General features: G+C 41.3%; 25 protein-coding genes and 1 pseudogene. 10 read left to right on the top strand and 16 right to left on the bottom strand.

Translation table 11 applies throughout. From position 1 onward, the window contains the following. Positions 1-198: 198 nt before the first annotated feature. Positions 199-603, top strand: coding sequence for a response regulator (locus V7K76_RS26620; RefSeq protein WP_334775801.1), 405 nt, complete (start codon positions 199-201; stop codon positions 601-603). Between the two features lie 134 nt (positions 604-737). Here V7K76_RS26620 and V7K76_RS26625 read toward each other — a convergent pair whose 3' ends face one another. Further along, complete coding sequence (locus tag V7K76_RS26625) at positions 738-1,640, bottom strand: cation diffusion facilitator family transporter (protein WP_334775800.1); 903 nt, start codon at positions 1,638-1,640, stop codon at positions 738-740. Positions 1,641-1,933: 293 nt separating this feature from the next. Between V7K76_RS26625 and V7K76_RS26630 the strand changes: the two genes are divergently transcribed. Continuing rightward, positions 1,934-2,176 carry a hypothetical protein gene (locus tag V7K76_RS26630; RefSeq protein ID WP_334775799.1) on the top strand — a complete coding sequence of 81 codons (243 nt, stop codon included), beginning with the start codon at positions 1,934-1,936 and terminating at the stop codon, positions 2,174-2,176. 238 nt (positions 2,177-2,414) lie between these two features. Here the strand turns inward: V7K76_RS26630 and V7K76_RS26635 are convergent, their stop codons facing one another. Then, positions 2,415-2,843, bottom strand: coding sequence for a hypothetical protein (locus V7K76_RS26635; protein ID WP_334775798.1), 429 nt, complete (start codon positions 2,841-2,843; stop codon positions 2,415-2,417). A gap of 797 nt (positions 2,844-3,640) precedes the next feature. Here V7K76_RS26635 and ppk1 point away from each other — a divergent pair. Both ppk1 and V7K76_RS26645 read left to right on the top strand, forming a co-directional pair. Then, positions 3,641-5,821, top strand: coding sequence for a polyphosphate kinase 1 (gene ppk1, locus V7K76_RS26640; RefSeq protein WP_334775797.1), 2,181 nt, complete (start codon positions 3,641-3,643; stop codon positions 5,819-5,821). 240 nt (positions 5,822-6,061) lie between these two features. Beyond that, positions 6,062-6,478 carry a response regulator gene (locus tag V7K76_RS26645; protein WP_334775796.1) on the top strand — a complete coding sequence of 139 codons (417 nt, stop codon included), beginning with the start codon at positions 6,062-6,064 and terminating at the stop codon, positions 6,476-6,478. A gap of 130 nt (positions 6,479-6,608) precedes the next feature. On the opposite strand, the gene V7K76_RS26650 is transcribed toward V7K76_RS26645, so the two are convergent. Further along, positions 6,609-6,782 carry a hypothetical protein gene (locus V7K76_RS26650; protein ID WP_179066585.1) on the bottom strand — a complete coding sequence of 58 codons (174 nt, stop codon included), beginning with the start codon at positions 6,780-6,782 and terminating at the stop codon, positions 6,609-6,611. Between the two features lie 168 nt (positions 6,783-6,950). On the opposite strand from V7K76_RS26650, the pseudogene V7K76_RS34680 reads away from it, so the two are divergent. Both V7K76_RS34680 and V7K76_RS26655 read left to right on the top strand, forming a co-directional pair. Continuing rightward, positions 6,951-7,161 (top strand): annotated as a pseudogene (locus tag V7K76_RS34680) (IS982 family transposase); the annotation flags it as partial. Positions 7,162-7,252: 91 nt separating this feature from the next. Beyond that, complete coding sequence (locus tag V7K76_RS26655) at positions 7,253-7,822, top strand: DUF2854 domain-containing protein (RefSeq protein ID WP_334775795.1); 570 nt, start codon at positions 7,253-7,255, stop codon at positions 7,820-7,822. Between the two features lie 445 nt (positions 7,823-8,267). Here the strand turns inward: V7K76_RS26655 and guaA are convergent, their stop codons facing one another. After that, positions 8,268-9,890 carry a glutamine-hydrolyzing GMP synthase gene (gene guaA / locus V7K76_RS26660; RefSeq protein WP_334775794.1) on the bottom strand — a complete coding sequence of 541 codons (1,623 nt, stop codon included), beginning with the start codon at positions 9,888-9,890 and terminating at the stop codon, positions 8,268-8,270. Between the two features lie 40 nt (positions 9,891-9,930). On the opposite strand from guaA, the gene V7K76_RS26665 reads away from it, so the two are divergent. Next, positions 9,931-10,053 carry a hypothetical protein gene (locus V7K76_RS26665; protein ID WP_334775793.1) on the top strand — a complete coding sequence of 41 codons (123 nt, stop codon included), beginning with the start codon at positions 9,931-9,933 and terminating at the stop codon, positions 10,051-10,053. Between the two features lie 65 nt (positions 10,054-10,118). Here V7K76_RS26665 and cbiD read toward each other — a convergent pair whose 3' ends face one another. From cbiD to V7K76_RS26710, 9 genes are all read right to left on the bottom strand, one after another. Further along, positions 10,119-11,234: a cobalt-precorrin-5B (C(1))-methyltransferase CbiD gene (gene cbiD, locus V7K76_RS26670; RefSeq protein WP_334775792.1), complete on the bottom strand. Its 1,116-nt coding sequence runs from the start codon at positions 11,232-11,234 to the stop codon at positions 10,119-10,121. 263 nt (positions 11,235-11,497) lie between these two features. After that, entirely contained in the window at positions 11,498-11,848 is a 351-nt protein-coding gene (locus tag V7K76_RS26675; protein WP_334775790.1) for a DUF5615 family PIN-like protein, read from the bottom strand. After that, positions 11,842-12,021: a hypothetical protein gene (locus V7K76_RS26680; protein WP_334950998.1), complete on the bottom strand. Its 180-nt coding sequence runs from the start codon at positions 12,019-12,021 to the stop codon at positions 11,842-11,844. Before V7K76_RS26680 ends, V7K76_RS26675 begins: the two co-directional genes overlap by 7 nt. Continuing rightward, the gene (locus V7K76_RS26685) at positions 11,967-12,134 is read right to left on the bottom strand and encodes a hypothetical protein (RefSeq protein WP_335030211.1); all 168 of its coding nucleotides are present in this window, start codon (positions 12,132-12,134) and stop codon (positions 11,967-11,969) included. The genes V7K76_RS26680 and V7K76_RS26685 overlap by 55 nt, the downstream gene beginning before the upstream one ends. Before the next feature lie 124 nt (positions 12,135-12,258). Then, positions 12,259-12,504, bottom strand: coding sequence for a hypothetical protein (locus tag V7K76_RS26690; RefSeq protein ID WP_334775788.1), 246 nt, complete (start codon positions 12,502-12,504; stop codon positions 12,259-12,261). Then, on the bottom strand, positions 12,488-12,931 hold the full coding sequence (locus tag V7K76_RS26695) for a GNAT family N-acetyltransferase (protein WP_334775787.1): 444 nt from the start codon (positions 12,929-12,931) through the stop codon (positions 12,488-12,490). The genes V7K76_RS26690 and V7K76_RS26695 overlap by 17 nt, the downstream gene beginning before the upstream one ends. Before the next feature lie 29 nt (positions 12,932-12,960). Continuing rightward, the gene (locus V7K76_RS26700) at positions 12,961-13,257 is read right to left on the bottom strand and encodes a DUF7734 family protein (protein WP_334775786.1); all 297 of its coding nucleotides are present in this window, start codon (positions 13,255-13,257) and stop codon (positions 12,961-12,963) included. 16 nt (positions 13,258-13,273) lie between these two features. Next, on the bottom strand, positions 13,274-13,870 hold the full coding sequence (locus tag V7K76_RS26705; RefSeq protein ID WP_334775785.1) for a DUF3177 family protein: 597 nt from the start codon (positions 13,868-13,870) through the stop codon (positions 13,274-13,276). A 599-nt stretch (positions 13,871-14,469) separates the two neighbouring features. Next, positions 14,470-14,715: a Calvin cycle protein CP12 gene (locus V7K76_RS26710; protein WP_069074399.1), complete on the bottom strand. Its 246-nt coding sequence runs from the start codon at positions 14,713-14,715 to the stop codon at positions 14,470-14,472. Positions 14,716-15,087: 372 nt separating this feature from the next. Between V7K76_RS26710 and V7K76_RS26715 the strand changes: the two genes are divergently transcribed. After that, a complete protein-coding gene (locus V7K76_RS26715; RefSeq protein WP_334775817.1) occupies positions 15,088-16,320 on the top strand; it encodes an FIST signal transduction protein in 1,233 nt (410 codons plus the stop codon). Between the two features lie 87 nt (positions 16,321-16,407). On the opposite strand, the gene V7K76_RS26720 is transcribed toward V7K76_RS26715, so the two are convergent. Beyond that, positions 16,408-17,535, bottom strand: a complete 1,128-nt coding sequence (locus tag V7K76_RS26720) for a metallophosphoesterase family protein (protein ID WP_334775784.1) — start codon at positions 17,533-17,535, stop codon at positions 16,408-16,410. A gap of 348 nt (positions 17,536-17,883) precedes the next feature. Between V7K76_RS26720 and V7K76_RS26725 the strand changes: the two genes are divergently transcribed. Further along, the gene (locus V7K76_RS26725) at positions 17,884-18,756 is read left to right on the top strand and encodes an S-methyl-5'-thioadenosine phosphorylase (protein ID WP_334775783.1); all 873 of its coding nucleotides are present in this window, start codon (positions 17,884-17,886) and stop codon (positions 18,754-18,756) included. Positions 18,757-19,149: 393 nt separating this feature from the next. Here V7K76_RS26725 and V7K76_RS26730 read toward each other — a convergent pair whose 3' ends face one another. Next, a complete protein-coding gene (locus V7K76_RS26730; RefSeq protein WP_334775782.1) occupies positions 19,150-19,749 on the bottom strand; it encodes a hypothetical protein in 600 nt (199 codons plus the stop codon). Positions 19,750-20,086: 337 nt separating this feature from the next. Between V7K76_RS26730 and V7K76_RS26735 the strand changes: the two genes are divergently transcribed. Continuing rightward, complete coding sequence (locus V7K76_RS26735; protein WP_334775781.1) at positions 20,087-21,007, top strand: lysylphosphatidylglycerol synthase domain-containing protein; 921 nt, start codon at positions 20,087-20,089, stop codon at positions 21,005-21,007. Between the two features lie 12 nt (positions 21,008-21,019). Here V7K76_RS26735 and V7K76_RS26740 read toward each other — a convergent pair whose 3' ends face one another. Continuing rightward, positions 21,020-22,345, bottom strand: coding sequence for a hypothetical protein (locus V7K76_RS26740; RefSeq protein WP_334775779.1), 1,326 nt, complete (start codon positions 22,343-22,345; stop codon positions 21,020-21,022). Between the last annotated feature and the right edge of the window lie 701 nt (positions 22,346-23,046).

The raw sequence follows: 23,046 nt of genomic DNA on the forward strand, positions 1-23,046 counted from the left end.
AACATAATTTTATCTACTCAATAATTACAAATACCAATGAATAATTAATCATCAATTGGATGGTGACTAGACAAATTGAGTTATTGTCTAGGAAAATAGGCGCGATCGCAGTAAAATTACCAAAGGTATGGTGACATAAAAAATAATAAGCAGATTATTAGAAATAAGTTTCATTAAATCAACGTTTATGGAGATGTTATGGAACCTGCTCTTCCCCTTGCTGGCTTAAACATCCTCGTAGTTGATGATGATGATGATAGCCGTTTTTACATTACTACCGTGTTGGAAGCTGATGGAGCCGCAATTACGGCGGTTGCATCAGCTGCGGTAGCATTGAAAGTACTACCTGAGTTGCAACCAGATGTCTTGATTTGTGATATCGCGATGCCTGGTGAAGATGGCTACACCCTTATCCGCAAGATTCGGGCGCTGAAGCCTGATATTTATGAAAAACTACCTGCGATCGCCTTAACTGCTTATGGTGATAGCGAGTATCGTAGCCGCGCTTTGGAAGCAGGCTTTCAAACTCATGTGCCTAAACCGGTTGATCCAGGAGAACTAGTTGCGATCGTTGCTAATTTGGTTGCATCTTATAAAACTTGATACAAAGATACAGGAATAGGGCATTGGGCATTAAAAAGAGGCAGAGGGGCAGGGTGCTGCTCTTGCTGAGGGGAAAACTTTTCTCCCTTGCGTCTTCCCCAATCCCCAATCCCCAGTCCCCAATCCCTCACTCCTCATCCCTTCGTTTCAAAACTAATTTGCTCAGATTTATATGCTGGTGGCTCGACGTGAATTAAAATCCTTACTGGACGGAACCGTTCTTCTAATCGGCTTTCTACTTCTTCGGTGATGTGGTGGGCGGTTTCTACGTCTGGTGCATTTACTATTAAATGCATTTCAATGAACACTTGACGACCAAGAACACCGCGAGAAGCAATATCATGACAGTTAATTACACCTGGGACAGAAGTAGCGATCGCGTGTATTGCCTCTGGTGCGATCGCCATTTGATCTACAAGCCCAGGCAAATTCTCTTTTAAAACTGACCAGCCACTCCAAAATACCAACAAGGCCACAGGAAAAGCTAACACCAAATCCATCCATTGATAACCTAGCCAAACTCCTATCAAGCCCGCAATTACAGAGATTGTCACCCAAATATCGCTCATGGTATGTGTAGCATCAGCGATGAGAATTGAGCTACCTACCCGTTTACCTACAGCACGTTCATAAAACGCTACAAAAATATTCACACCCAGCACAATTAGTAATAACCACAACTCAGGTGGCGAGATTCTCACAGGTTCACCACCGCCTTTGAGAATGCGCTCGATTGCTCCTTGCAGAATTTCAAAACAGGCTATTCCTAAAAATGAGGCAATTCCTAGAGCGCCTACTGCTTCAAATTTGTGGTGTCCGTAGGGATGCTCGCGATCGGGTTGTGGAGAAGAAAATTTACTGGCAACTAATCCTAAAACATTGTTAGCGCTATCTGTCACACTATGCAAGGCATCAGCTAGCAAACTTAAAGAACCTGTCCAGTAGCCCACAAGTGCTTTTAATCCCAGTACAAACAGGTTGAGCAGTAGGGTAATAATTAAAACTTTTCGTACTTCGGCGCGGTTATCGTAAGTCATAGATAATTTATCACATCAAGTTCTATGACTTCTAATCTAGACCTCAAAATACAAATAAACACAAATAAAGTGTATCAAAGTCTTACGCAGTAAGAATTAAGTATTTCTATAGGCTCTATTTTTTAGAGCAATTTATTGAGATTATTTTTAATTAACAGCAGCTACAAACTGGATAGTCATTAGTAATAGCTTTGACAGATAAGCGCGTATTTTTAGCATTAATTTCAAGAATATTTTAATTAATTTTGTTATTCATACATCCACTGAAATTGCATCGAATTGTATTCAAAGATATGATGACAACCATCAGTGGTCTGTATTTACTCCGAATAACTGATAATCTGAATAAGTTTTATTTACTACCTTATAAGGATAAGAAAGCTGACGGTTTATTCAGAAATTGGTCAATAATTTGTCATTGTGAGGGGAATGTAGTGAAGCAAAGCGATCGCAACATCTGTAGTTTGCGATCGCTTCATCCTGTTTCTAGCTTTCCTCTCCTTTATCTGACTTTTCACGTCATGTGGAAAAGCTAACGATTCACCTAACCCCCTAGCCCCTTCCCGAAACGGGAAGGGGGAAAATTCAAAGCCTCTCTCCTTCTAGGAGTCAGAATATTAAGTTGCACATTGCGTTACCTGACAAATTCGCCAAAAACATAAAAATAGGAAAGACAAATAGCATTGCTATATCTCTTCCCTATTTTTAAAATGTATTCAACTGTTCTCTCAGTTGCAGAAAATTTTGTAAGTACTTAAGAGACAAAAATTCAATCTATTCTAAACCGCCTAAACCATTAGCACCAGCACCAGCCCGAATGATAGCTGCTTGTGCGCCAATATCACTATTTGAAACAGCTGCATCTAATGCTGCTGCTGCTGAAGCTACAAAAGGATTGCTGCTAGTAGAGAGGTTTGTAACGTTAGGTGTGCCTGGGTCTATTAGTAGAGAAGTTACAACTTCATCGTCTGCGGCTGGTGTACCAGTAATGGTAGGTGTAATGGTTAGAGTCTGATCGTAGTATGCGTTATTGGGCAAAGTTAATTCACCACTAACACTGATAGAAGCGCCTGAAGCTCTAACAATAGTTACAGCACCACGGGCTGCTGCTTGCCCTGCACTTGCTGGTGCAGCCAGGATATTACCAACACCAACCAAACCTAATAGACAAATGCTTCCTTTGAGAATTGCAGAAATTTTCATGATTAACAAACTCCTCGTGTTGTTTTTCTTTGCGTTTTCAATATAACCATCGCTTTCCAGAAAACTTCTCAGTAACAATACTGGAATTTTTCAAAATCTCAGTGGTTATAAATTAAAAAAACTAATAGATGAAATTGTTGGCGAAAATCTCAGAAACATCAGCACAATAACAATAAAACCAATATCTAGTAAGGCTTTGATTTACTTAATGTATGTATAGGAATTGTGGTAATACTTACAAAAATCATTATGTTAGAAAGCCAAATTCCAAAAGCATTCTAGGTAAGGATTTAGACCGCTTTAAACACGATAACTCTCTGTAAACTATGCTTAATGATGAGTCATACATATTCAGAAATGCCCATGTCATATCTTGACTAAATCTTAAGTGCATCTTCATGGGTAATATGCTATGGACAACGATTTGACTCCCTAGACTTATTACAGTTCTTATTTGAATGCAATATTTTGTCAGGGCACACAACTGTATGCAAGTACCATATTCCACACAGTTGAAAACACCTATAAAATATAGTTATAGGTTGGGTAGAGTGATTCTCTGAAAAAAACGCTACACGATAGTGCAAAGTAAGCCTCAGAGGCGATATCGACGACTTACTTATGCCTACGCAAAACTACAAAAATTTTAGACCCCTTGTTCCAAAGAAAGTCACTGTGTTGCGGCGGAAAATTAGCATTGCCAAAAATGGCCTTAGCGTTATGCTCAAGCACCATTTAACTTACTATGTTTATTGTCCCCCAGTTCAATGGGCTACATTTGCTGCCTTTAGGTCATTATGGCAAAATCTAAGAAAAGCGCTACCCCCATCAATCTCAGCGATCCACAATATTATCTTAACCGAGAGTTAAGCTGGCTAGAATTTAATGGCAGGGTGTTACATGAAGCCTGTGACGATCGCACGCCTCTTTTGGAACGCCTCAAGTTTTTGGGAATATTTAACTCTAATTTGGATGAGTTTTTCATGGTGCGGGTTGCTGGTTTAAAGCAACAAGTAGAGGCGAAAGTTAGTCTGTTAACCCCCGATGGTCGGACACCACAACAACAGTTAGACGATATTAGGTCTACCCTCACTCCCCACGTCAAGAAACAGCACCAACATTTTGAGCAAGTACTTCGACCCTTATTAGCAAATCATGGCATCCATATTCTGGATTACATAGATTTAAATCAAAAACAGCGGACTCATATCAACAGTTATTTTGAGGAACAAGTCTTTCCCGTTTTAACTCCTTTGGCTGTTGATCCTAGTCATCCCTTTCCTTTTATTTCTAATCTCAGTCTGAATTTGGCTGTTGTGGTCAAAAATCCAGACACCGAAGAAGAATTATTTGCCAGAGTTAAAGTTCCTAGCGTTTTACCACGATTTTTACCCATACCGCCAGAATTGGGAGATCAGAACGGCGACAAACCCACCAACTGGACTGGAGTACCTTTAGAACAGGTGATCGCTCATAACTTGGAATCTCTATTTCCAGGGATGAACATCCAAGAATATCATCCATTCCGCATTACCCGTGACGCTGATTTGGTCTTAGAAGAAGATGAAGCAGACGATTTGCTGTTAGCCATCGAACAGGAATTGCGAAAACGGCGGTTGGGTGGGAGTCCAGTCCGGCTAGAAATTCAATCCCAGACTCCTGAAATAGTGCGATCGCGATTATTGCAAGATTTAGAATTAACAGAAAGCGATCTCTATGAAGTAGACGGTCTTTTGGGACTGCGGGATTTGATGTATTTCATGGCCTTGCCATTACCAGAACTCAAAGATCCACCACGCCAATCTGTTGTCCCATCACGCCTGCAAAGGCTGAGAGAACCGAGTTTAGATCCAGATGTCTTGGAGACGGACGAAGGAAAAGACTTTTTTGCTGTGATTCGAGAAAAGGATTTACTAGTACACCATCCTTATCAATCCTTTTCGGAAACAGTGGTGCGCTTTATTACCAATGCCGCTTATGACCCGAATGTGTTAGCCATCAAGATGACCCTTTACCGGACTTCTGGTGACTCGCCCATCGTCAATGCTTTAATTGCTGCTGCCGAAAATGACAAGCAGGTATCCGTACTGGTGGAATTAAAGGCGCGATTTGATGAGGAGAATAATATTTACTGGGCAAAACGACTAGAAAGAGTTGGAGTTCATGTTGTCTATGGTTTAGTAGGGCTGAAAACCCATAGTAAAACCGTTATGGTGGTACGGCGCGAAAAAGACCGGATACGTCGCTACGTACATATTGGCACTGGTAACTATAACCCCAAAACTGCACGTCTGTATACAGATTTAGGATTATTCAGTTGCCGTGAAGAATTGGGTGCTGACATCACAGATTTATTTAATTTCTTGACAGGCTACTCCCTGCAAAAGTCTTATCGAGAGTTGCTGGTTGCACCTGTGAATATGCGCGATCGCTTTTTGGCACTAATTCACCGCGAAATCGAAAATGTTCAAAATGGATTTTCTGGACGCATTGTTGCCAAAATGAATTCCCTAGTCGATCCAGAAATTATCGCCACTCTATATGAAGCTTCCCGCGCCGGAGTGCAAATCGACTTAATTATCAGGGGCGTTTGTTGTTTGCGTCCAGGAATCAAAGACATTAGTGAAAACATTCGCATTATCAGCATTATCGGTCGCTTTTTAGAACACTCTCGGATTTATTATTTTCATAACAATACCCAAGAGGAAATCTATATTGGCAGTGCCGACTGGATGCGCCGCAACCTAGATCGCCGAGTCGAAGTAATTACCCCAGTCAAAGACCCAGATATTGCTAAAGATTTGCAAGAAATTATGGGAATTATGCTCGCAGACAATCGCCAAGCTTGGGAATTACAAGCCGATGGCAGTTATATTCAACGTCGTCCTTATGATGATTCTCCAGAAGCTAATTCACAAAAAATTATTATGAACATGGCATTACGTTCAACTGGTGTAGCCTCAAACCTGATTGAGTGAAGCAATCCCACCTGCTTCGCAGAGGTTGCAGACTTCCGCGAAGCGTTAAAAAATAAGTTACTTATACCTTGACAACTAGCTCAACTTAGTTATTTTTGGAACACCTGAATTTTTTGAGCAGTTGTCTAGGTTTTTTGTCATGGGTTCACACAAGTTATTCAACCATAGGATAGAGTCAGTGCTGGTACTTGTTCCCATAAACTGGAGGGGTTACTCTGAATAAATTTGTCTTTCCCCTCAATGTTAATGTTATCCTGTGAGCTTTCTACCTTGCGTGTTCTAGTAGTTGATGACCACGAACTGACTCGTTTAACCTTACAATTGGTTTTTTCTTGCCAGGAAAATATTCAAGTAGTGGGTTTAGCCAGTAATGGTGAAGAAGCTATAGAAATGGTTAAACGTTGCCATCCTGACGTAATTGTTCTAGATTTACAAATGCCTGTCATGGATGGCTGGAGTGCGTCTAGTCACATTAAAGCTATATCTCCCAATACCCAAATCCTTGCTTACTCCTCAGTAGAAGACGTAAATTTCCAGGGTACAAAAGAAATGTCTAGCTTTGATGACGTTTGTAAGAAAGATGTACCTACAAGTGAACTTATTGCCTTAGTTAGACAATTAGGTAAGCGTGCAGGAAATGATTCAGCAGCAGGATAAACCGATTCAGCTATGTTGCTTCGCCAACTCAGGTTTAGTTTAATTCTGGGGATTTGAGGACATAATAGTAATGAAAAGCGTCGGTATAGCCTGAAGTTGAGGGTTAAACCGACGCAATTTTTGATATTTTCTACTCTACAGGAATGGTGCGTCTAAATTCATCAATTAATTCATCTAGTTCTTCTAAAGCTTGATTTACGTCAACTCTCAAAGTTCCCAGGTTTGGTTGTTCCAGTAGGCTTAACAGGTACTCCCGTTTACTTTGAACTGCGACAATTCGTTCTTTTATAGTCTGTAAATCCATTATTTTTTCCTATCTTTAACTACCTTTAAATTTAAAGTTAACTCAAAATCTAATATTTTGGCCACTGTACGCCCTTAGTAACCCAAGTTGCTAGTTACGCGGGAGTGCGATCGCACGTGACCAGTTAAGCAATAAAATGCCCTCCAGTCAGAAAATTCGGAGGGGCATATGTTAAATGAAACAATTGCGATCTATGCTATCATCGACGACAAAAGAGAAAGCTATTGGACACCGTGAAGATATTCGTCGAGAGATGAGTGATGCAGAAATAATCACTACGGCACTGGTTGCGGCGATGTTTTTCAATGGTAATCACAGTAAGGCTTGTGACCATATGAGAGATCATAAACTGACGCGAAGAATGTTAGAAAAGTCACGATTGTAAATTAAAGCCCCGCTAGAAGTACGGGGTCTAAGACCCAATTTTCTGATAAAACTAAGGTATTCTGACTTTATACTAATTTAAGCTCATGCTAGGCCAAATCTCTTTGGGAACACTCGGTTTAACTATCGGCGGTATATTAACCGTCATTGGCTTCATCGCCTATGCTGATAATAATGCCACACTCAATCTTGTCGGATTTTTTTACGGGATTCCTCTATTGTTGGGAGGGCTGGCGCTGAAAGCTAATGAACTTAAGCCAGTACCTTTTAGCCAAACGACATCACCATCAGCATTGATACTACGCCAGCAGCAAGCAACTGAAACTCAAAATAAAATTCGCAAAGACATCACCCGATATTGCTATGGTCAAGACGCTCATCTAGATACAACACTTTCTTTTCTAGGTTTGAGTCCCACAGACCAGGAACGACCAACGGTAACAGGGTTGCGAGAAACAGAAATGAATGGTAGCTATGCCCTAATTCTAGAATTTGATTCACCGCTAATACCATTTGATGTGTGGCAAAAAAAGCAGGAAAAAATGACCAATTATTTTGGTCCTGGATTGGAGATTCAAATAACACAGCCCTCTGAAAATACAATTGAGCTAGCGCTGATTAATACTCAAAAAGAGTCCTTAGTCAGTAGTCAATAACGAAAAATATTGTTACTCTAACTCCATGCCTTTACCTACGATTTAGATAGCCGACTTCTTGAAAAAGTAGGGGCAATTCATAAACATTGGTGTCAACTTAACGCGAAACCGCTTGTCCGCCGGGAATTTATTTTTGAAGTAATAAGTAATAAATAATGAGTAATGAGTAATGAGTAATGAGTATTACTCATTACTCATTTATTTATTCCCTGGCGGGCATGGAAGCCAACAGATAAGCTATTTCCAGCTTAAGTTGATACTAATGGGCTTTGCCAAAGCCAACATCCTGATATATGTTGGGTTCCACCCAACCTACGTTTAATGCACAATTTTTTTGCTTGCCACACCAGTACGACACGGCGTGAAAATCTAAAGAATCAGATCCCCGACTTCTCAAAGAAGTCGGGGATCTAATTGTTCACGAAAGATTCATATCAAAACTTGATTACTCCCATTCAATGGTTCCAGGCGGCTTAGATGTGATGTCATAAACCACCCGATTCACCCCTTTCACTTCATTCACAATCCGCGTGGAAATCACTTCTAGGACATCATAAGGTACTCTCGCCCAATCAGCAGTCATACCATCTTCACTGGTAACAATCCGCAAAACAATGGGGTAAGCGTAAGTACGTTGATCTCCCATAACGCCAACACTACGAATTGGCAACAATACAGCAAATGCTTGCCAAAAATCATGATACATGCCGCGTTGGTTAATTTCTTGCCGGACAATCAAATCTGCATCGCGCAAAATGTTTAATCGCTCAGATGTGACTTCCCCCAAGATGCGAATTGCCAAACCAGGCCCAGGAAAAGGTTGTCGTTGGACAATTTCTTCTGGTAAACCAATGGAACGCCCAACTTTGCGGACTTCATCTTTAAATAGTTTCCGCAGTGGTTCCACCAATTTAAATCTGAGGTCTTTGGGCAAACCACCAACATTGTGATGACTCTTAATTTTCACGGCTACCCGTTCACCACTTTGGGGATCAACATTGGTGTCCGCAGATTCGATCACATCTGGATAAAGAGTCCCTTGAGCCAGATAGTCAAACTGACCGAGGCGCTTGGATGTTTCTTCAAATACACTGATAAATTCGTGTCCGATGCGGCGGCGTTTTTCTTCTGGATCTGTGACATCAGCGATCGCAGCTAAAAAGCGATCGCGAGCATTAACATACTCTACAGGAATGTGAAATTGCTCTTGAAACAGCTTTACCAATCGCTCCGGCTCATACTTTCGCATAAAGCCTTGATCGATAAACACGCAAGTCAGTTGCTCACCAATAGCTTTGTACAGCAAAAAGGCCAAGGTAGAAGAATCCACTCCACCAGACAGCGCCAACAACACCCGCTTTTCGCCAACCCTGGCGCGAATTTCTCGAACTGCATCTTCGACAAAAGCCGCAGTTGTCCAAGTGGGTTCGCAATCGCAGATATGGTAGACAAAATTACGGATTAATGCTATGCCGCCAATAGAATGCACCACCTCTGGATGGAACTGAACGCCGTAAAGTTTCCTTTCGTGGTCGGCGATCGCAGCACAGGGAGTATTTTCGGTATGTGCCAGCAATTCAAACCCTGATGGCATTTGGGTAACTGAGTCTCCATGACTCATCCACATGGTAGTACCATCTTCGACATTAGTGAGCAAATCTGTAGGATCGTCAATATATAATGAGGCTTTGCCGTATTCACCTCGCTCGGCCTTTGCCACTTCCCCACCGAGTTGGTTTACCATCAGCTGCATCCCATAGCAAACACCCAAAACGGGTATTCCCAAATTCCAGATTTCTGGATCGCAATGGGGAGCCTTTTCACCATAAACCGAACTTGGCCCACCAGAGAGGATGATTCCCTTAGGATTGAGTTGGCGCAGATGTTCAGAAGTAGTGCGATAAGACAAAACTTCGGAGTATACTTGAGTTTCGCGGATGCGACGGGCAATTAGCTCAGAATATTGAGAGCCAAAATCCAGAATTACAATCAATTGACGATCAAGCCGCCCAAAATTTTCCAATGTTTGGGGCGCTTCTTGAGTTGGTAGAGTCACCGCTGTATTCATGACGGGAGAGTTATATCTGTTAAGGATAAGTAGATGCTTTGTGGTCTATGGAGATGCTATTATTCAGCCTGGACAGGCTGATAATGGTATAGAAAGCCTTGACAAACGCAAGTTTATGTGCGTTTGTCAAGTACCGGAGTCGGAGATGGTATTAGAACGATAAATCTACCCTAGAGTGGTTACTTAAAGGATTATTTATTTGGATTGTTTACGATTATTCATAATAAATTAACATAATTTTCCCCTCAACAGACCAGCAGTTTTACTCTTCACGATAATTTTGCGATCGCGATCAAACAGAAGAGAGCCGCAGATAGTTACTTTTGTGCCGCTTTCGCTATGACTTTGGATGTATTCTTGGGCACGAACATCGATAGTTTCTGCGATCGCACTGTAAACTTGATTTACCCAATTACTACCAGTTGCAGCATCTAGGGATTTTAGATGTGTTAGTGCGGCTTCAGCAGTTGCACTATTAAACACAGCTTGGATATCTGGTAATTTTAAACCTGCGATCGCACAGTGCGCTGCTAAAATTTCTCGCCGTCCATCAGCTAAGTAGTGATGAGTATGAAAAATCCCGCCGGCTAGTTTCATCAGCTTACCGTGATAGCCAAATAATAAGATTTCTTTCACACCCAGCACATCAGCTTCTACTAACATTGGGCCCAGCCAGTTAGCAGTTTTAACCAATTGTTCAGGATTAATCCCTAGTTTACGCGCCAAATCTAGGCCATTCTCCCCGATACAAAATACTAAAGTTTCAAAACGACTGGCTTTATTTTGTAATTCCGCCCGAAAAACAGCAAGCTGATCTGGTGTACTTAAGGGTTGAGAAATACCGGTTGTGCCTAAAAGCGAAAGTCCTTCAACCACACCAAAAGCAGAGTTTGAAGTTCTAACAGCTAGCGATCGCCCTTCAGGTAAAATAATCGTCACCGTGATTTTTTCCCCAGGTGCTAGCATTCGTTGCAAATTCTCTTGCAACAGCCTTTGAGCGTAAGCATAAATAGCTGGCTTGTCATCAGCGTTTAATTGCCTACCAATCCCTTCGCCACCTTTAATAATTACTGCTTCATCACCCTGTTCTCGCCATTCCACCAATGCCCAAATCGGTGTATCTTTAGTCAGGTCAAGATTATCACCGGGATCGCTGCGAGCGATCGCTAAAGCCATATTCTCAGATAATCCTGCTACCTGTTCAATGGGGATTTCGGCAATTTGAGCGGGTTCAATCAAATCTATAGATGCTAAAGTTAGGGGTTTGCGATCGCGTAACCAGTGTAAAGCGGCAACAGCAGCAGCGCACGCAAATACCGGGAGTGTGTATCCAGAACGGGACATTTTTTAAATTCAAAAGTCAAAATAATTCTTTAAAAATAATCTACTTATGTTTAATCGCCCAACCTAAGAATAACTATAACTGCCCAATTCGGCATGATATCCAGAATAATAATGCTCCTGGTGCGATCGCTTATTCAAAATTGAAGACAGTTTCAGATAGCTTGCTTTCTTCAGGATAACGGCTAAGATGATCGGCAGTAGATATTCTTTGCATCTACGCCAACGGCTTGTGGCTACCCCCTTCATCGCTTTGTTAGACCGCTTTACCAGGGTAGATACTGAACTTGACCTTCTAGTTCTCCCTCCTGGCTACACTCTACAAGTACAAGAATATCTTCAATGACCCGCCCGACCGATGTATCTAGGCTGACTTCGATAACTCCTGGCATGGTCTGATCTTGCCTAACTCGATCGTATGCATAGCGAGTAATTGTAGAAACGTCATGGGTAAGCAGGATACGTCCTTCTTGGGCTGCCCAATCCAGGATAGTTGGATCATCTTTGCCTGATAACCCAACATCTTGTACACGAACGATGTCAATTTCCGGGCTACGGCGGAACAATCCTCTAATAACCGTATTATCAAAGTTTTCATCAGCAGGGAATTTTAACATGCTTCCTGTGTTGCTTTGCGGGCAAGCAAGCGATCGCGTAAGCCTTGTGGGTCAAAATTCGCTTGATTTATTGCCCGAATCTCTTGTGATTGCTGCCGTCGCTGTTGCAAGTAGGCTTCTACTTCCGGTTGATGATTGAGGTAGAAGGCGATCGTAGCGTAAACGTCAGCCAAATTGAGCGACGTGCATTGGCATAAGCTTGGCGGAATGCCTGTTTTGCCTCGCTGCTCAGGTTGCTACGTTGTAGTAAGGTTCGTACAATTTCCCAACGTTGTTCTCGATTCAATTGTTTTGGCGTGTTCGCATCCTGTGACTGTTGCATCTGGGCCCATCCAATAATGCTAACAGTGTAACCAGTCTGTCTTAACTGCGATCGCCTAACCAACACCAAATAACTTCACTGAGAATTTCTATTCCGTCTGCTGCACCGCAGTATTGAGTTGCTGATGCTGGGCAACCTGGATTAACATCCTTAGCGCTTCATTCACGGCTGCATCATTGGGAAAAGCTTGAGCAACATCGGGATCTAAAAGCACTAAGTTCGTCCCTGCACGATATCTCTCAACATATTGGCCCTTAACTCCGCCTTCCATTTGAGCGAAGTCGTACTCAGAAAGTAATTCGTCTTCCATTTCATTTTCAACTTCCCTCTTCATAGAATCTCCTCTGGTGTCGTACCATTAGAACGACGTTCATTCCTTTGGAAATATAGTTATCAAATCGTTCACGCAAGAGGTCTGGAACTTCGACGGGTGCAACTTCTTGAAACCCTACTTCTTGATAGAAGGATCGCAGATGCTGCCACGGAATACAGTAACAGACTTGATCAACAAGTTGCTCAGTACATGCCTGAAGTAGCTGTCTACCAATCCCTTGCTGCTGAAACTGAGCTAGAACCTGCATCCCTCGAAGCACAAAGAACCCAGCATCTGGACACAAACGTACTGCACCAACAATTTTTTCCTCTAATTGAGCAATCAGTATCAAATCTTCCTTGCTCAGACCACCTCCATAACCACAAAGACTATAAAAAACTTTAATGTCTTCAGTATCATCCAGTTTTGCTTGACTAATTATCGTCATACTGATGTATGTTACAAATTACGAATTACTTAGACTCCCACTTCTGATAATAGAGCTTCCATAGCTGACCAAGAGAGTCCTTGTTGAATATAGCGGGGTGCTTCAGGATTGTAAGGACTCGCTACTCGGTCAATGTTGAGGATGTTTGCCCCATCTGGCATAACTGGTACATCTGCATCAAATGCCGTTGGACCCATCAAAGAACTGGAAAAGCCTTTGAAAATAGCAATTGTATCTTGCTCATCAGCAATTTCCACCCTTACAATTAGGACTTCTTTGGTGCGTTTAGCGGTGTATTGTTCCAGTCGCTTGCCAATGGAATTCATTTTTTTTAGACTAGGGTTACTGTGGTGTGGCTGAACGTCCCTGTTTGCCCAGCTTAATTAGAACAAAATAGCTTAAGTAAAGCACATAAATTACTAAACTAGTTATGCCAAGAAAACCTAAGAACTCAGCCTTGCTGTTAGCATGAAAATATTCTTTGAATAGCAACGGAGCCTCGAACCAAACCTGACAATAGGAAGTCTTCAGCACATTGCCAGAAAAAGCACAACCCAAAAAAGGGATAAAGGCGAGTGTGCCCAAAAAACAATAAACAGTTGTCGCCCAGCGCCAAGAAGTAAAAATAAATTTCAAAGAACCACTGGTTTGATACTCAATTTCATCGTTGATATCCACCCAGAACCACAACGAAATCGCGATCAAAATCCGAGCCATCAACCCAGAGATAAAGCTAACTGGATACTGGGCAATCATTAAGTAAATCGTGATTGCCACTAGGCTTGCTACTCGCCAGTATATAGTCAATAAGCGTTGTATGGCTTCCGTTTTTTGTACAAATGCCCAAATCAGAAGAATTAGCGGAATAATTACCAGGAATAATACTGATAGTCGGTAATCAATCCAGACGAAAGGGCGAAACCAAATATTATAGTCCATAGTTTTTCTCAAACAATAGATAAAAAAGAAGTCAGAAGGCAGAATAAATCAAGTGGGGTTTTATACCACTACATGATTGTAGACTGCTAAATAAGGCAGTGGTATAAAACCCTTTTATTCAGGAGTCAGTCGAACTCCAATTCATCCTGAATTCTTCTTGATAATAGTTTATTGAACCTCGTATGACTATAAGTCACGAGTATTACACAAAATTTATAGGGGCATACATCTGTACGCCCCTACTAACAATTAATTTGTTGTTTAATTTATAAAAATCCTAGCTTATCCCTTTGGAATAAGCCTCTTGATTCAGATAAAGAATTTATAGCGGATTTCAAGTTAGTGAAGTACACAAGCTAAATCTCAAAACCAGGGTATAAAGCTTGTTTTGCTTCTGTTAGGGCATCGGGGCGTAGCCTATTGTGATTCCTGAATTCTGCTGTATTTTTTGTCTCCACGACTAAATTCGGGGGCTTTAAATAAAACGCTTGCAAGTGGAGGAAATTGGTAAATCTCCGCATCCCCCACTTTGGGCGTATTCTTTGGTCAATGCTGGTTGCTTGCTGACCAAACAACAGAAAATCCGCTTGCCTCAATTTTTAGTCGTCGTAAACGCGGCATTCAATTGCATCTGGGTTGTCATCACAATACTGTTCTAGAGAGTTTTTTGGCTTACTTTGGCGCTTGTGAGAAGCTTCGGCTTGCAATTCTTCTACTGCATCCCAAGCAGCAGCACACTCTGGTGAGTTGCTACCGTTGATATCACAAACAGTACGCGCTTGTTCTACTTCTTCTTGGATTTTCTCTTGGATGTCGCCTTTTGCTGTTTCTTGGATGTTTGTCATTGCTTTAGTCTCGTCGTGTGTTGTTAATACTAGTATAGAAAATGTTCAGAAATGGCAATTTTTTGCTTGATTAATAACCATTCTAACCATTTAGCCGATCATAAGTTGGTGCTTTAGACTATTGATTTATAACCAATACAGCAAGTTAGCGTATATATAATGCATTTACCTTTATTTTTTAAGATTTTGTGGAATCAGTAGTATAGATAAATAATCATACAATATATTTAGATGCCTATATAGGGAATGACAACCCCAGCTTCTTGGGATGGTGGAGACAAAGGGCTGGTGTCAATTCTTGTAAAATGTAATTCTTCCCAAAATCAAAAGTCAAAACCTACTAGCCTAAAAAGAGAAAGAAGCTCAAAACTCATGGCAGACCAAATGCAGTGGGCAAATGCCCTATCAACCCGTCATTCTTTGGAAGCCGCCGTTACAGATGTGGTGGAACGTGCTGTCTCATCGTTAACGGCACCTGCGGATCTAGGACTGGTATTCATTTCGTCTGCTTTTACGAGTGAGTATTCCCGACTGTTACCTTTGTTAGCTGAGAAACTTTCTGTGCCAGTGTTAATTGGCTGTAGTGGTGGAGGTGTGATTGGGACAACAGTTAGCGGAGATACCCAAGAACTAGAAGCTGAACCAGCTATTAGCTTGACTTTAGCACATCTTCCAGGAGTGAAGATTCAAGTTTTTCATGTTGTTGCTGAAGAATTACCTGACTTAGACAGTTCACCAGATGCTTGGCTTGATTTGATTGGTGTACCACCCTCCCCCACGCCCCAGTTCATCTTACTTTCTAGTTCTTTCGCCTCTGGAATCAATAATTTGTTACAAGGGCTGGATTTTGCTTATCCAGGATCGGTGATTGTGGGGGGACAGGCTAGTGGTGGGGGTATGGGTGGTCGTGTTGCCTTATTTTGTAACGATGCTAGTAGTGAGGAACACCAAAACCTTTACAGAGAGGGTACTGTTGGTATAGCTTTGACTGGCAATATTGTTTTAGAAACGATTGTAGCCCAAGGATGCCGACCGATTGGCAAACCATTGCAAGTCACAAAAGCCGATCGCAATATTATTCTGGAGTTAGATGAAAAAGTACCTTTAGTGGTGTTGCGAGATTTGATTGCCAGTCTCAGCGAACAAGAACGGAGTTTAGCACAGCATTCTCTGTTTGTGGGTGTGGCAATGGATGAATTTAAGTTGGCTTTGCAGCAAGGAGACTTTTTAATTCGTGGTATTCTTGGGGTCGATCCCACTGCTGGGGCGATCGCAATTGGCGATCGCGTCCGTCCTGGTCAAAGGCTGCAATTCCACCTCCGCGATGCCCAAGCCTCTGCTGAAGACTTAGAATTACTCCTGCAAAGTTATCAACACCAGCGAGAATCTGAACCCTCAGCTGTAGCTGCCTTAATGTTTGCCTGTTTGGGACGAGGTGAAGGACTGTATGGTAAACCCAACTTCGATTCGGAACTATTTCAGCGCTACCTTAACGATATTCCTGTAGGTGGCTTTTTCTGTGGTGGTGAAATCGGCCCTGTTGGTGGCAGAACCTTCTTACACGCCTACACTTCAGCATTTGGAATTTGTCGTCAAAATCAGTAATCAGTGTTAAACCAATTTTAGATTTTGAATTTTGGATTTTGGATTGAAATAAAAATCTAAAATCTAAAATCCAAAATTGAATCACTCCTAACTTTTATCCAGCAAAAGTGTGGTGTTATTATCAATCAGTGTCAAAGTTCCAGCAGTGGCGATGCCTGGATTAGGCTGTGATGCACTATATGTCTGAATATAGCGCCGCACTTCTGGGGGAAAATGAGGATAATCTAAGACTGCATCACCATCGGCAATAGTTGCCCAGAAGTCCCGCAAACCAGGGGCTAATTTTTTTGCCTGTGATAATGGTAAGTTTAATGGGGAGTGAGTTAGTAGCTTAACTAGGAAGGGGAAAGAGCGATCGCCCATCCACTGCCTTGATGACTGTTGCAAGTCGGGAAACTCCGGCACAGACTCAACGCGATGGGATAAAATTTGCAACCATTCTTTACCTTCGTGATCTCGATGAAACTCTAGCACCCGATAAGGGTGAGGGTAGCTCACTAAAGAACCAGTGGTAATATCATAAACTCCATCTGAGTAAGCAATATCCTGAACGTGCAAATGCCCCGTAAACACTAACTTGACTCCGTAGCGCCTTAGCAATTGCAACAGTTCTGTGGAATTGGACAACATGTAGCGATTTGCTAGTGGATGGTTCGACTGATTGGGCAAATGTTCCACCACATTATGATGCACCATCACCAGAACTAAATCATCACCAGAGGCCGCCAGTACCTCTTCTAACCACTGTAGCTGTTTGGCATCCAAACACCCCACTTGCTCCCCCTGGTCATTAAAGGAGTTAGAATTCAGTCCAATCAGCTTAACTCCAGGTAACAACTCACGAATGTAGTAAATCTGCTGTGGATCTTCATAGCCACACTTGGTGTAATAGTAGGGAAAATCCGCAAAAGCAATTGATTGCTGATCGGCCAACAGTACAGGAACGTCATGATTCCCAGGAACAACATAGACGGGAAAAGGAAGTTCAGCTAAACATTGTTGCAACCAAGCGTGGTTTTCGGGTTCGCCGTGTTGGGTTAAATCTCCTGGTAACAACAAGAAATCTAAATCGAGTTGTATTAAATGTTCTAGTACACTTTTAAACGCCGAGATACTTACTTCCACTAGATGAAAGCGGCTGGGATGATCCCAGATTGTGTGAGGAAGTGCCAGGTGTAAGTCGCTGACTACCGCAAAGCGAAAATTGAGAGTCATTGATTTATGAAAATGTTAAAAGCAGGGGTTAAAACAAGTCTTTTTCCAAAAGTATAACGCTTGCTTTGTTTCCCTGCGTAGGAGTGCATCTACTTAACATTTGTATACATTATACATCTCCAGAAATTAAATATGCGTTATCGAGAACCCTTGTAGAGACGTAGCACTGCTACGTCTCTACATTCTTTTTCGGAGATGTCCATTAAGCAGCGATCGCACACTATGATGACAATTATTTATTGGCATTTTTAATTTTTAATTCAGAGCAAAGCAACGTGACTGCCTTTTCTGCTACTCCCCTTTTCGATAAAATAACTGAGCAGATCAGCAAGTAACAGGTTCAGAGTCATGGCTCAAGCTAGTATTGGAATTATTGGTGGTAGCGGTCTTTACAAAATGGATGCGCTCAAAGATGTCGAAGAGGTGCAAATCCAAACTCCTTTTGGTTCACCATCTGATGCTTTGATTCTGGGGACTTTGGATGGGACACGGGTAGCTTTTTTGGCGCGTCATGGCCGCAATCACACGCTTTTACCCTCTGAGTTACCATTTCGCGCGAATATCTATGCGATGAAGCAATTGGGTGTAAAGTATTTAATCTCAGCTAGTGCCGTCGGTTCCTTGAAAGCAGAGGCGAAACCACTGGATATGGTAGTGCCAGATCAGTTTATTGACAGGACAAAAAATCGGATTTCAACGTTTTTCGGTGAGGGAATTGTTGCTCACATTGCCTTTGGCGACCCGATATGTAAGAATTTGGCTACTGTGTTGGCAGATGCGATCGCATCTCTCAATTTACCAGAAGTTACTCTCCATCGCGGCGGTACTTATGTGTGCATGGAAGGCCCAGCTTTTTCTACTAAAGCAGAATCGAATCTTTACCGCAGTTGGGATGCAACAATTATTGGCATGACAAATTTACCAGAGGCGAAGTTGGCCAGGGAAGCAGAAATTGCTTATGCAACCTTAGCACTGGTGACAGATTATGATTGTTGGCATCCAGACCATGACAGTGTGACGGTAGAACTAGTAATTGGCAATTTGCTGCGGAATGCTGTGAATGCTCAAAAGGTGATTCAAGAAACTGTGCGCCGCTTGAGTGAAAATCCGCCAACCAGTGAAGCGCATTCGGCGTTGCAGTATGCGATTTTGACTCAGTTGGATAAAGCACCAGCAGCAACAAAGGAAAAATTAGGGTTATTGTTGCAGAAGTATTTGTAGTGAAGAATTCTGAATCAGGATTCAGAATTCAGGAGTCAGAATTCAGAATTCAGAAGCCAGAATCAAGACGCTTCTCTAGGAAGAGACTGCGCCAACGCTATCAGTGGGGCATGATAAATACAGATCAGAATGAGCAACAAAACACTTGTAGAGACGGCGATTTATCGCGTCTTGAAAACCCAAAATAGTAGCCCTTAACCCAAGCGTATTGGGGCATAGATCCCATGTGGGAAGAAGGCTATAGACTTGCTACTGATTAAAAACCACCAAATCTTACGATTTGGTGGGGGTATTAAATCTATCTATTCATCAGCCACTTGTATAGAATTCATGCTGACTTCTGACTTCTGAATTCTGACTTTTGATTTCTGACTTCTGTTTCGATAACTAATTTCAATCAACCTTTCTGACTGCACCCTTCACTGCGTCACCTGCATCTTCTGCTGTGCGCTGAACATTTTTACCAGCATCATCAGCTCCACGTTGAACATTTTTTGTCAAGTCTTTGCCTGCATTTTGGGTATTTTCCTTGAGATTTTCAAATCCACGCTGAGTACCCTTAACAAGACCTTCCCGCAATTCCTCGGCAGAACTACCAACATCTTCACCCAGATTCTTCACTCTTTCGCCAAGGGGTGTACCTTGTTGGAAATTCCGAACATATTGCTCTCGGCTGTCAATTCCCTTCTGCTCAATATTTTTTTGAGCATTTTTGACTAGCGCCTCAGCTCTATCATTAGCTGCTTTTTCATCTGTCGCTCTCGGATCTACATCACTAAAGTTATTTATCCCGCCAGCAGGAGATGAGAGAGGATTATCTTTTGTAGGATCGTATCGCTGGACGTTAGGTGCTTGCGAACCTGGCTGTGGTGGCTGTGCTGCTACTCCTGGAGCGCCACAAGCCTGTGTCATAAATAAAAACATTCCTGCCAAAAAAACAGTTAAAACTTTCAGAGGACGAATGTCTTTCAGCCAATTCATTGCTTTTCTCATAGTTCTCACTCCTTGCATTTTTGTGACTAAGTTAAACTTCAACCAACATGGCATTTGCAATTAATTTTGTATGCCAAGCATTCAGAAAAATAATAACATCTAATTAATGATATGAATAATGAAATGAGTTGTACTCTAGCGAAAGTAACATTTGATTTATTACAAAAGGAATAATTTTATCTAACTCCAGGGAGAGACAAACTAAGATAATACAGTTATTGTAAAAAGAGTTATATCAACCTGTTTGATATCTGATAAGTTTTGGATATATAGCTGATATAATATCGGATTTGAGCTATTTAGCCTTTGTAGCTCCCACTGTTAAATTAATAAATCCATGAAGCAATTTTTCCGCTGGATAATTTTGGGGGGAACGCTGTTTTTTTTAGGGAAAGCTTTGAAGGATAATTGGAGCGAGGTTACTGCTATCCGCATTGATGATGTAGGATGGGCAATTATGGCGATCGCTACAGGGATAACTTTACTAGCTCATACTTGGGCAGGCTGGATCTGGACTTGGATTCTCCAAGAGTTAAATCAACCTGTATCATCTCCCCAGTTTATCCAAGTTTACCTAAAAACGAACATAGCTAAGTATTTACCAGGTAATATCTGGCATCACTACGGACGAATTGTCGCCGCCAAAAATGCCAATATTCCCACTGGTGCAGCCACCCTAAGCGTTTTGCTCGAACCCCTACTCATGCTAGCGGCTGCTTTAATCATTATTGTTCTATGCAGTAGCCAATTTGCACCAGCTAATACTACCCTTGTTATACGAATACTACAATTGCTGAGTTTAGCTGTAGTCCTTTGTGCGATTCATCCCTGGTTTTTAAACCCAGTTATTCGCTTTTTGTACAGATTGAAAGCAAAAAAGTCTGCTACTAGCAGTAAACCAACTGTTCCCTTCAGTCTTAAAAGCTATCCTCTACGCCCTTTGTTAGGAGAATTGGGCTTTATGGGATTACGCGCCACTGGGTTTATATTAACCATATCCGCCCTGGGTTCGTTGAATGCGAATCAAATTCCTTTGTTGTTAGGGGCTTTTAGTTGCGCTTGGTTATTGGGGTTTGTTGTACCGGGTGCGCCTGGTGGGTTGGGTGTGTTTGAAGCGACCGCGTATGAACTTTTACGACATCATTTTCCAGCAGCTTTAGTATTTAGTGCGATCGCTCTATATCGTCTCATTAGTATTCTAGCTGAAACCGTGGGTGCTATGCTCGCTTGGCTAGACGAACGCCTTGCCAAATCATAAATCAGGCAAAACTTATTTTTTTCTATCTACCTTCATCTGTGAAAATACACGATAACCATCGAGATTTAACTGCTGATTACTGCTTTGTTCCTCTTCTTCCATCTTAATCAGGTTATATTCTACGTTTTCTGCATAAATTGCAAAGGTGATATTAAAAATCTCGATAAAATTTATTACTCCCTTGCATTCCTCTTCCGAATATTTTTCGTAAAAACGAATCAGATGAGCAATCCGAGTTTCTAAATGTCTGCGAGAATTTCTAGAAATCAAAATAATCTTTAACAGGATAATTACCAATGTTAGAGCATTGCCTTGGTTCACCAATAAGACAAATAATGACGAAGGCTCTTTGCCATTTTCTGTTGTCAAGCAATCAATCACTCGATTACAGGTTCTCAAAAATAATTCTTTAGTGATATTCTTTTGATTATAATCCGTCTTCCATAAGGATAAACTATTTACAAACTGCTGCCGCCAAGCCTCTACTGATTCTTTATTATCTACAGAAATAAATAGATATTTTTCCAGGTTTATTTTAAATTCTTCTAGAGTTTGGTTTTGAGTTTGCTTGATAAATATATGGGCAATATTTTCATGACTAAACACACCTCTTTTCAAGACAATTGCTTTGATTAAACGCAGAGCTTGATCTCCCAAAATGCTGGGATTTGTATAGCGTGCTGTGCTTGAGACGGCAGATTGAGAACGAGCAATATACATTGCTAGTTCAAACTTAAATTTGTCTTTCATCTGTTTAGAAAGCCTTCTAGCAGCCTCTTGTTGCTCTTTAGGATTGTTCTCATTAACAGATTGATCGATTAATAAATAGGAAGTGTAGCGATTAGCCCAATGACCTTTAGATGATTCCTCATATTTAGTAGCAAATAATTTCAAATCCTTGTAATCTTTGCTGTTAACAAAATTCTCTAGCCAGCCTTTACAAATTTTTACTACTAGAGGATTATTGTCTTTTATCTTGAGATTTTCATTAACAAATAAATTAACTAATTCTTGGATATATTTGTCTTTTCGGTTAGTTTTCCAATTATTAACGATGATGTAGCAACACCGCTTAAGTGTATTATATAATTCCTGTTCGTTATCATCTAAAAAAATACTATATATTCCAGGTATATAATCGGAATCTTCTGAATCAAGACCATCTATAAATAAACCTTGGAATTCGCGTAAAACATCCTCTGGTGGCAACTTTTTGACAATTTCCACGAAGAAGCTATAAACCTCCTCTTGTGCAATTTGCACAGTTATTTGTTGAGAGTTAGTAGACGTAACACAATGAGAATCTTCCTGACTAATTGATAAACGATGAGTGGTCATTTCAGTTATCAGGATAAAAATACTTCCTGTTCATATTATTACCAGCTTAACCTTGCTGAACAGTAGCATCAATGTATTCTTCAGTGATTCCGTAATCTTTTTACACAAATTTGATTAACTAAGACCATAAATAAAGTATTAAAGACCAATACGGTTGGATTAAGGATAATCGTAGGTTGGGTGGAGGAACGAAACCCAACAAACCCGCGAAAATGTTGGGTTTCGTTCCTCCACCCAACCTACGCATCTGAGGGGTTTTTGGCGCTAACTGAACCGTATTGTATTAAAGACAAATTGTTTAATACTTCATCAAATAGTTCAGTGAGATTACTTACTTGTGAAGCAGGTAGGGGGTAGGAGGTTGTAATACACCCAAAACCCTCATGTAGAGACGCGATAAATCGCGTCTTCTTTAGACCAATTATCTACACTAATAACCCCAAGCCGATTGCGGTGTAGGTAACTCTTGGGGGTGCTGCGCGAACCATTGGTGTCAACTTAACGTGAAACCGCTTGTCCGCCGGGAATTGAAATTCCCGTATAATAGCGAAAGTCATCTGAAAATGACTCAATATCGCCAAAAATCTCCAGTCTATTTCAGTAGACTTTAGCTAAAAGCCAAAGAAATTTATTTTTGAAGTAAGTAGGTAGGCGGAAAAATTTATAACTATGTCATTGCGTACTCATTCGGAGAACCCGTA

It is taken from the genome of Nostoc sp. (genome assembly GCF_036917975.1).
GTDB lineage: Bacteria > Cyanobacteriota > Cyanobacteriia > Cyanobacteriales > Nostocaceae > Nostoc.

Bases quoted from the DNA above. Each gene is read 5' to 3' on its own strand.
- V7K76_RS26620 (WP_334775801.1), top strand. From the start codon at position 199: ATGGAACCTGCTCTTCCCCTTGCTGGCTTAAACATCCTCGTAGTTGAT.
- V7K76_RS26625 (WP_334775800.1), bottom strand. From the start codon at position 1,640: ATGACTTACGATAACCGCGCCGAAGTACGAAAAGTTTTAATTATTACC.
- V7K76_RS26630 (WP_334775799.1), top strand. From the start codon at position 1,934: ATGATGACAACCATCAGTGGTCTGTATTTACTCCGAATAACTGATAAT.
- V7K76_RS26635 (WP_334775798.1), bottom strand. From the start codon at position 2,843: ATGAAAATTTCTGCAATTCTCAAAGGAAGCATTTGTCTATTAGGTTTG.
- ppk1 (WP_334775797.1), top strand. From the start codon at position 3,641: ATGGCAAAATCTAAGAAAAGCGCTACCCCCATCAATCTCAGCGATCCA.
- V7K76_RS26645 (WP_334775796.1), top strand. From the start codon at position 6,062: ATGTTAATGTTATCCTGTGAGCTTTCTACCTTGCGTGTTCTAGTAGTT.
- V7K76_RS26650 (WP_179066585.1), bottom strand. From the start codon at position 6,782: ATGGATTTACAGACTATAAAAGAACGAATTGTCGCAGTTCAAAGTAAA.
- V7K76_RS26655 (WP_334775795.1), top strand. From the start codon at position 7,253: ATGCTAGGCCAAATCTCTTTGGGAACACTCGGTTTAACTATCGGCGGT.
- guaA (WP_334775794.1), bottom strand. From the start codon at position 9,890: ATGAATACAGCGGTGACTCTACCAACTCAAGAAGCGCCCCAAACATTG.
- cbiD (WP_334775792.1), bottom strand. From the start codon at position 11,234: ATGTCCCGTTCTGGATACACACTCCCGGTATTTGCGTGCGCTGCTGCT.
- V7K76_RS26675 (WP_334775790.1), bottom strand. From the start codon at position 11,848: ATGTTAAAATTCCCTGCTGATGAAAACTTTGATAATACGGTTATTAGA.
- V7K76_RS26690 (WP_334775788.1), bottom strand. From the start codon at position 12,504: ATGAAGAGGGAAGTTGAAAATGAAATGGAAGACGAATTACTTTCTGAG.
- V7K76_RS26695 (WP_334775787.1), bottom strand. From the start codon at position 12,931: ATGACGATAATTAGTCAAGCAAAACTGGATGATACTGAAGACATTAAA.
- V7K76_RS26700 (WP_334775786.1), bottom strand. From the start codon at position 13,257: ATGAATTCCATTGGCAAGCGACTGGAACAATACACCGCTAAACGCACC.
- V7K76_RS26705 (WP_334775785.1), bottom strand. From the start codon at position 13,870: ATGGACTATAATATTTGGTTTCGCCCTTTCGTCTGGATTGATTACCGA.
- V7K76_RS26710 (WP_069074399.1), bottom strand. From the start codon at position 14,715: ATGACAAACATCCAAGAAACAGCAAAAGGCGACATCCAAGAGAAAATC.
- V7K76_RS26715 (WP_334775817.1), top strand. From the start codon at position 15,088: ATGGCAGACCAAATGCAGTGGGCAAATGCCCTATCAACCCGTCATTCT.
- V7K76_RS26720 (WP_334775784.1), bottom strand. From the start codon at position 17,535: ATGACTCTCAATTTTCGCTTTGCGGTAGTCAGCGACTTACACCTGGCA.
- V7K76_RS26725 (WP_334775783.1), top strand. From the start codon at position 17,884: ATGGCTCAAGCTAGTATTGGAATTATTGGTGGTAGCGGTCTTTACAAA.
- V7K76_RS26730 (WP_334775782.1), bottom strand. From the start codon at position 19,749: ATGAGAAAAGCAATGAATTGGCTGAAAGACATTCGTCCTCTGAAAGTT.
- V7K76_RS26735 (WP_334775781.1), top strand. From the start codon at position 20,087: ATGAAGCAATTTTTCCGCTGGATAATTTTGGGGGGAACGCTGTTTTTT.
- V7K76_RS26740 (WP_334775779.1), bottom strand. From the start codon at position 22,345: ATGACCACTCATCGTTTATCAATTAGTCAGGAAGATTCTCATTGTGTT.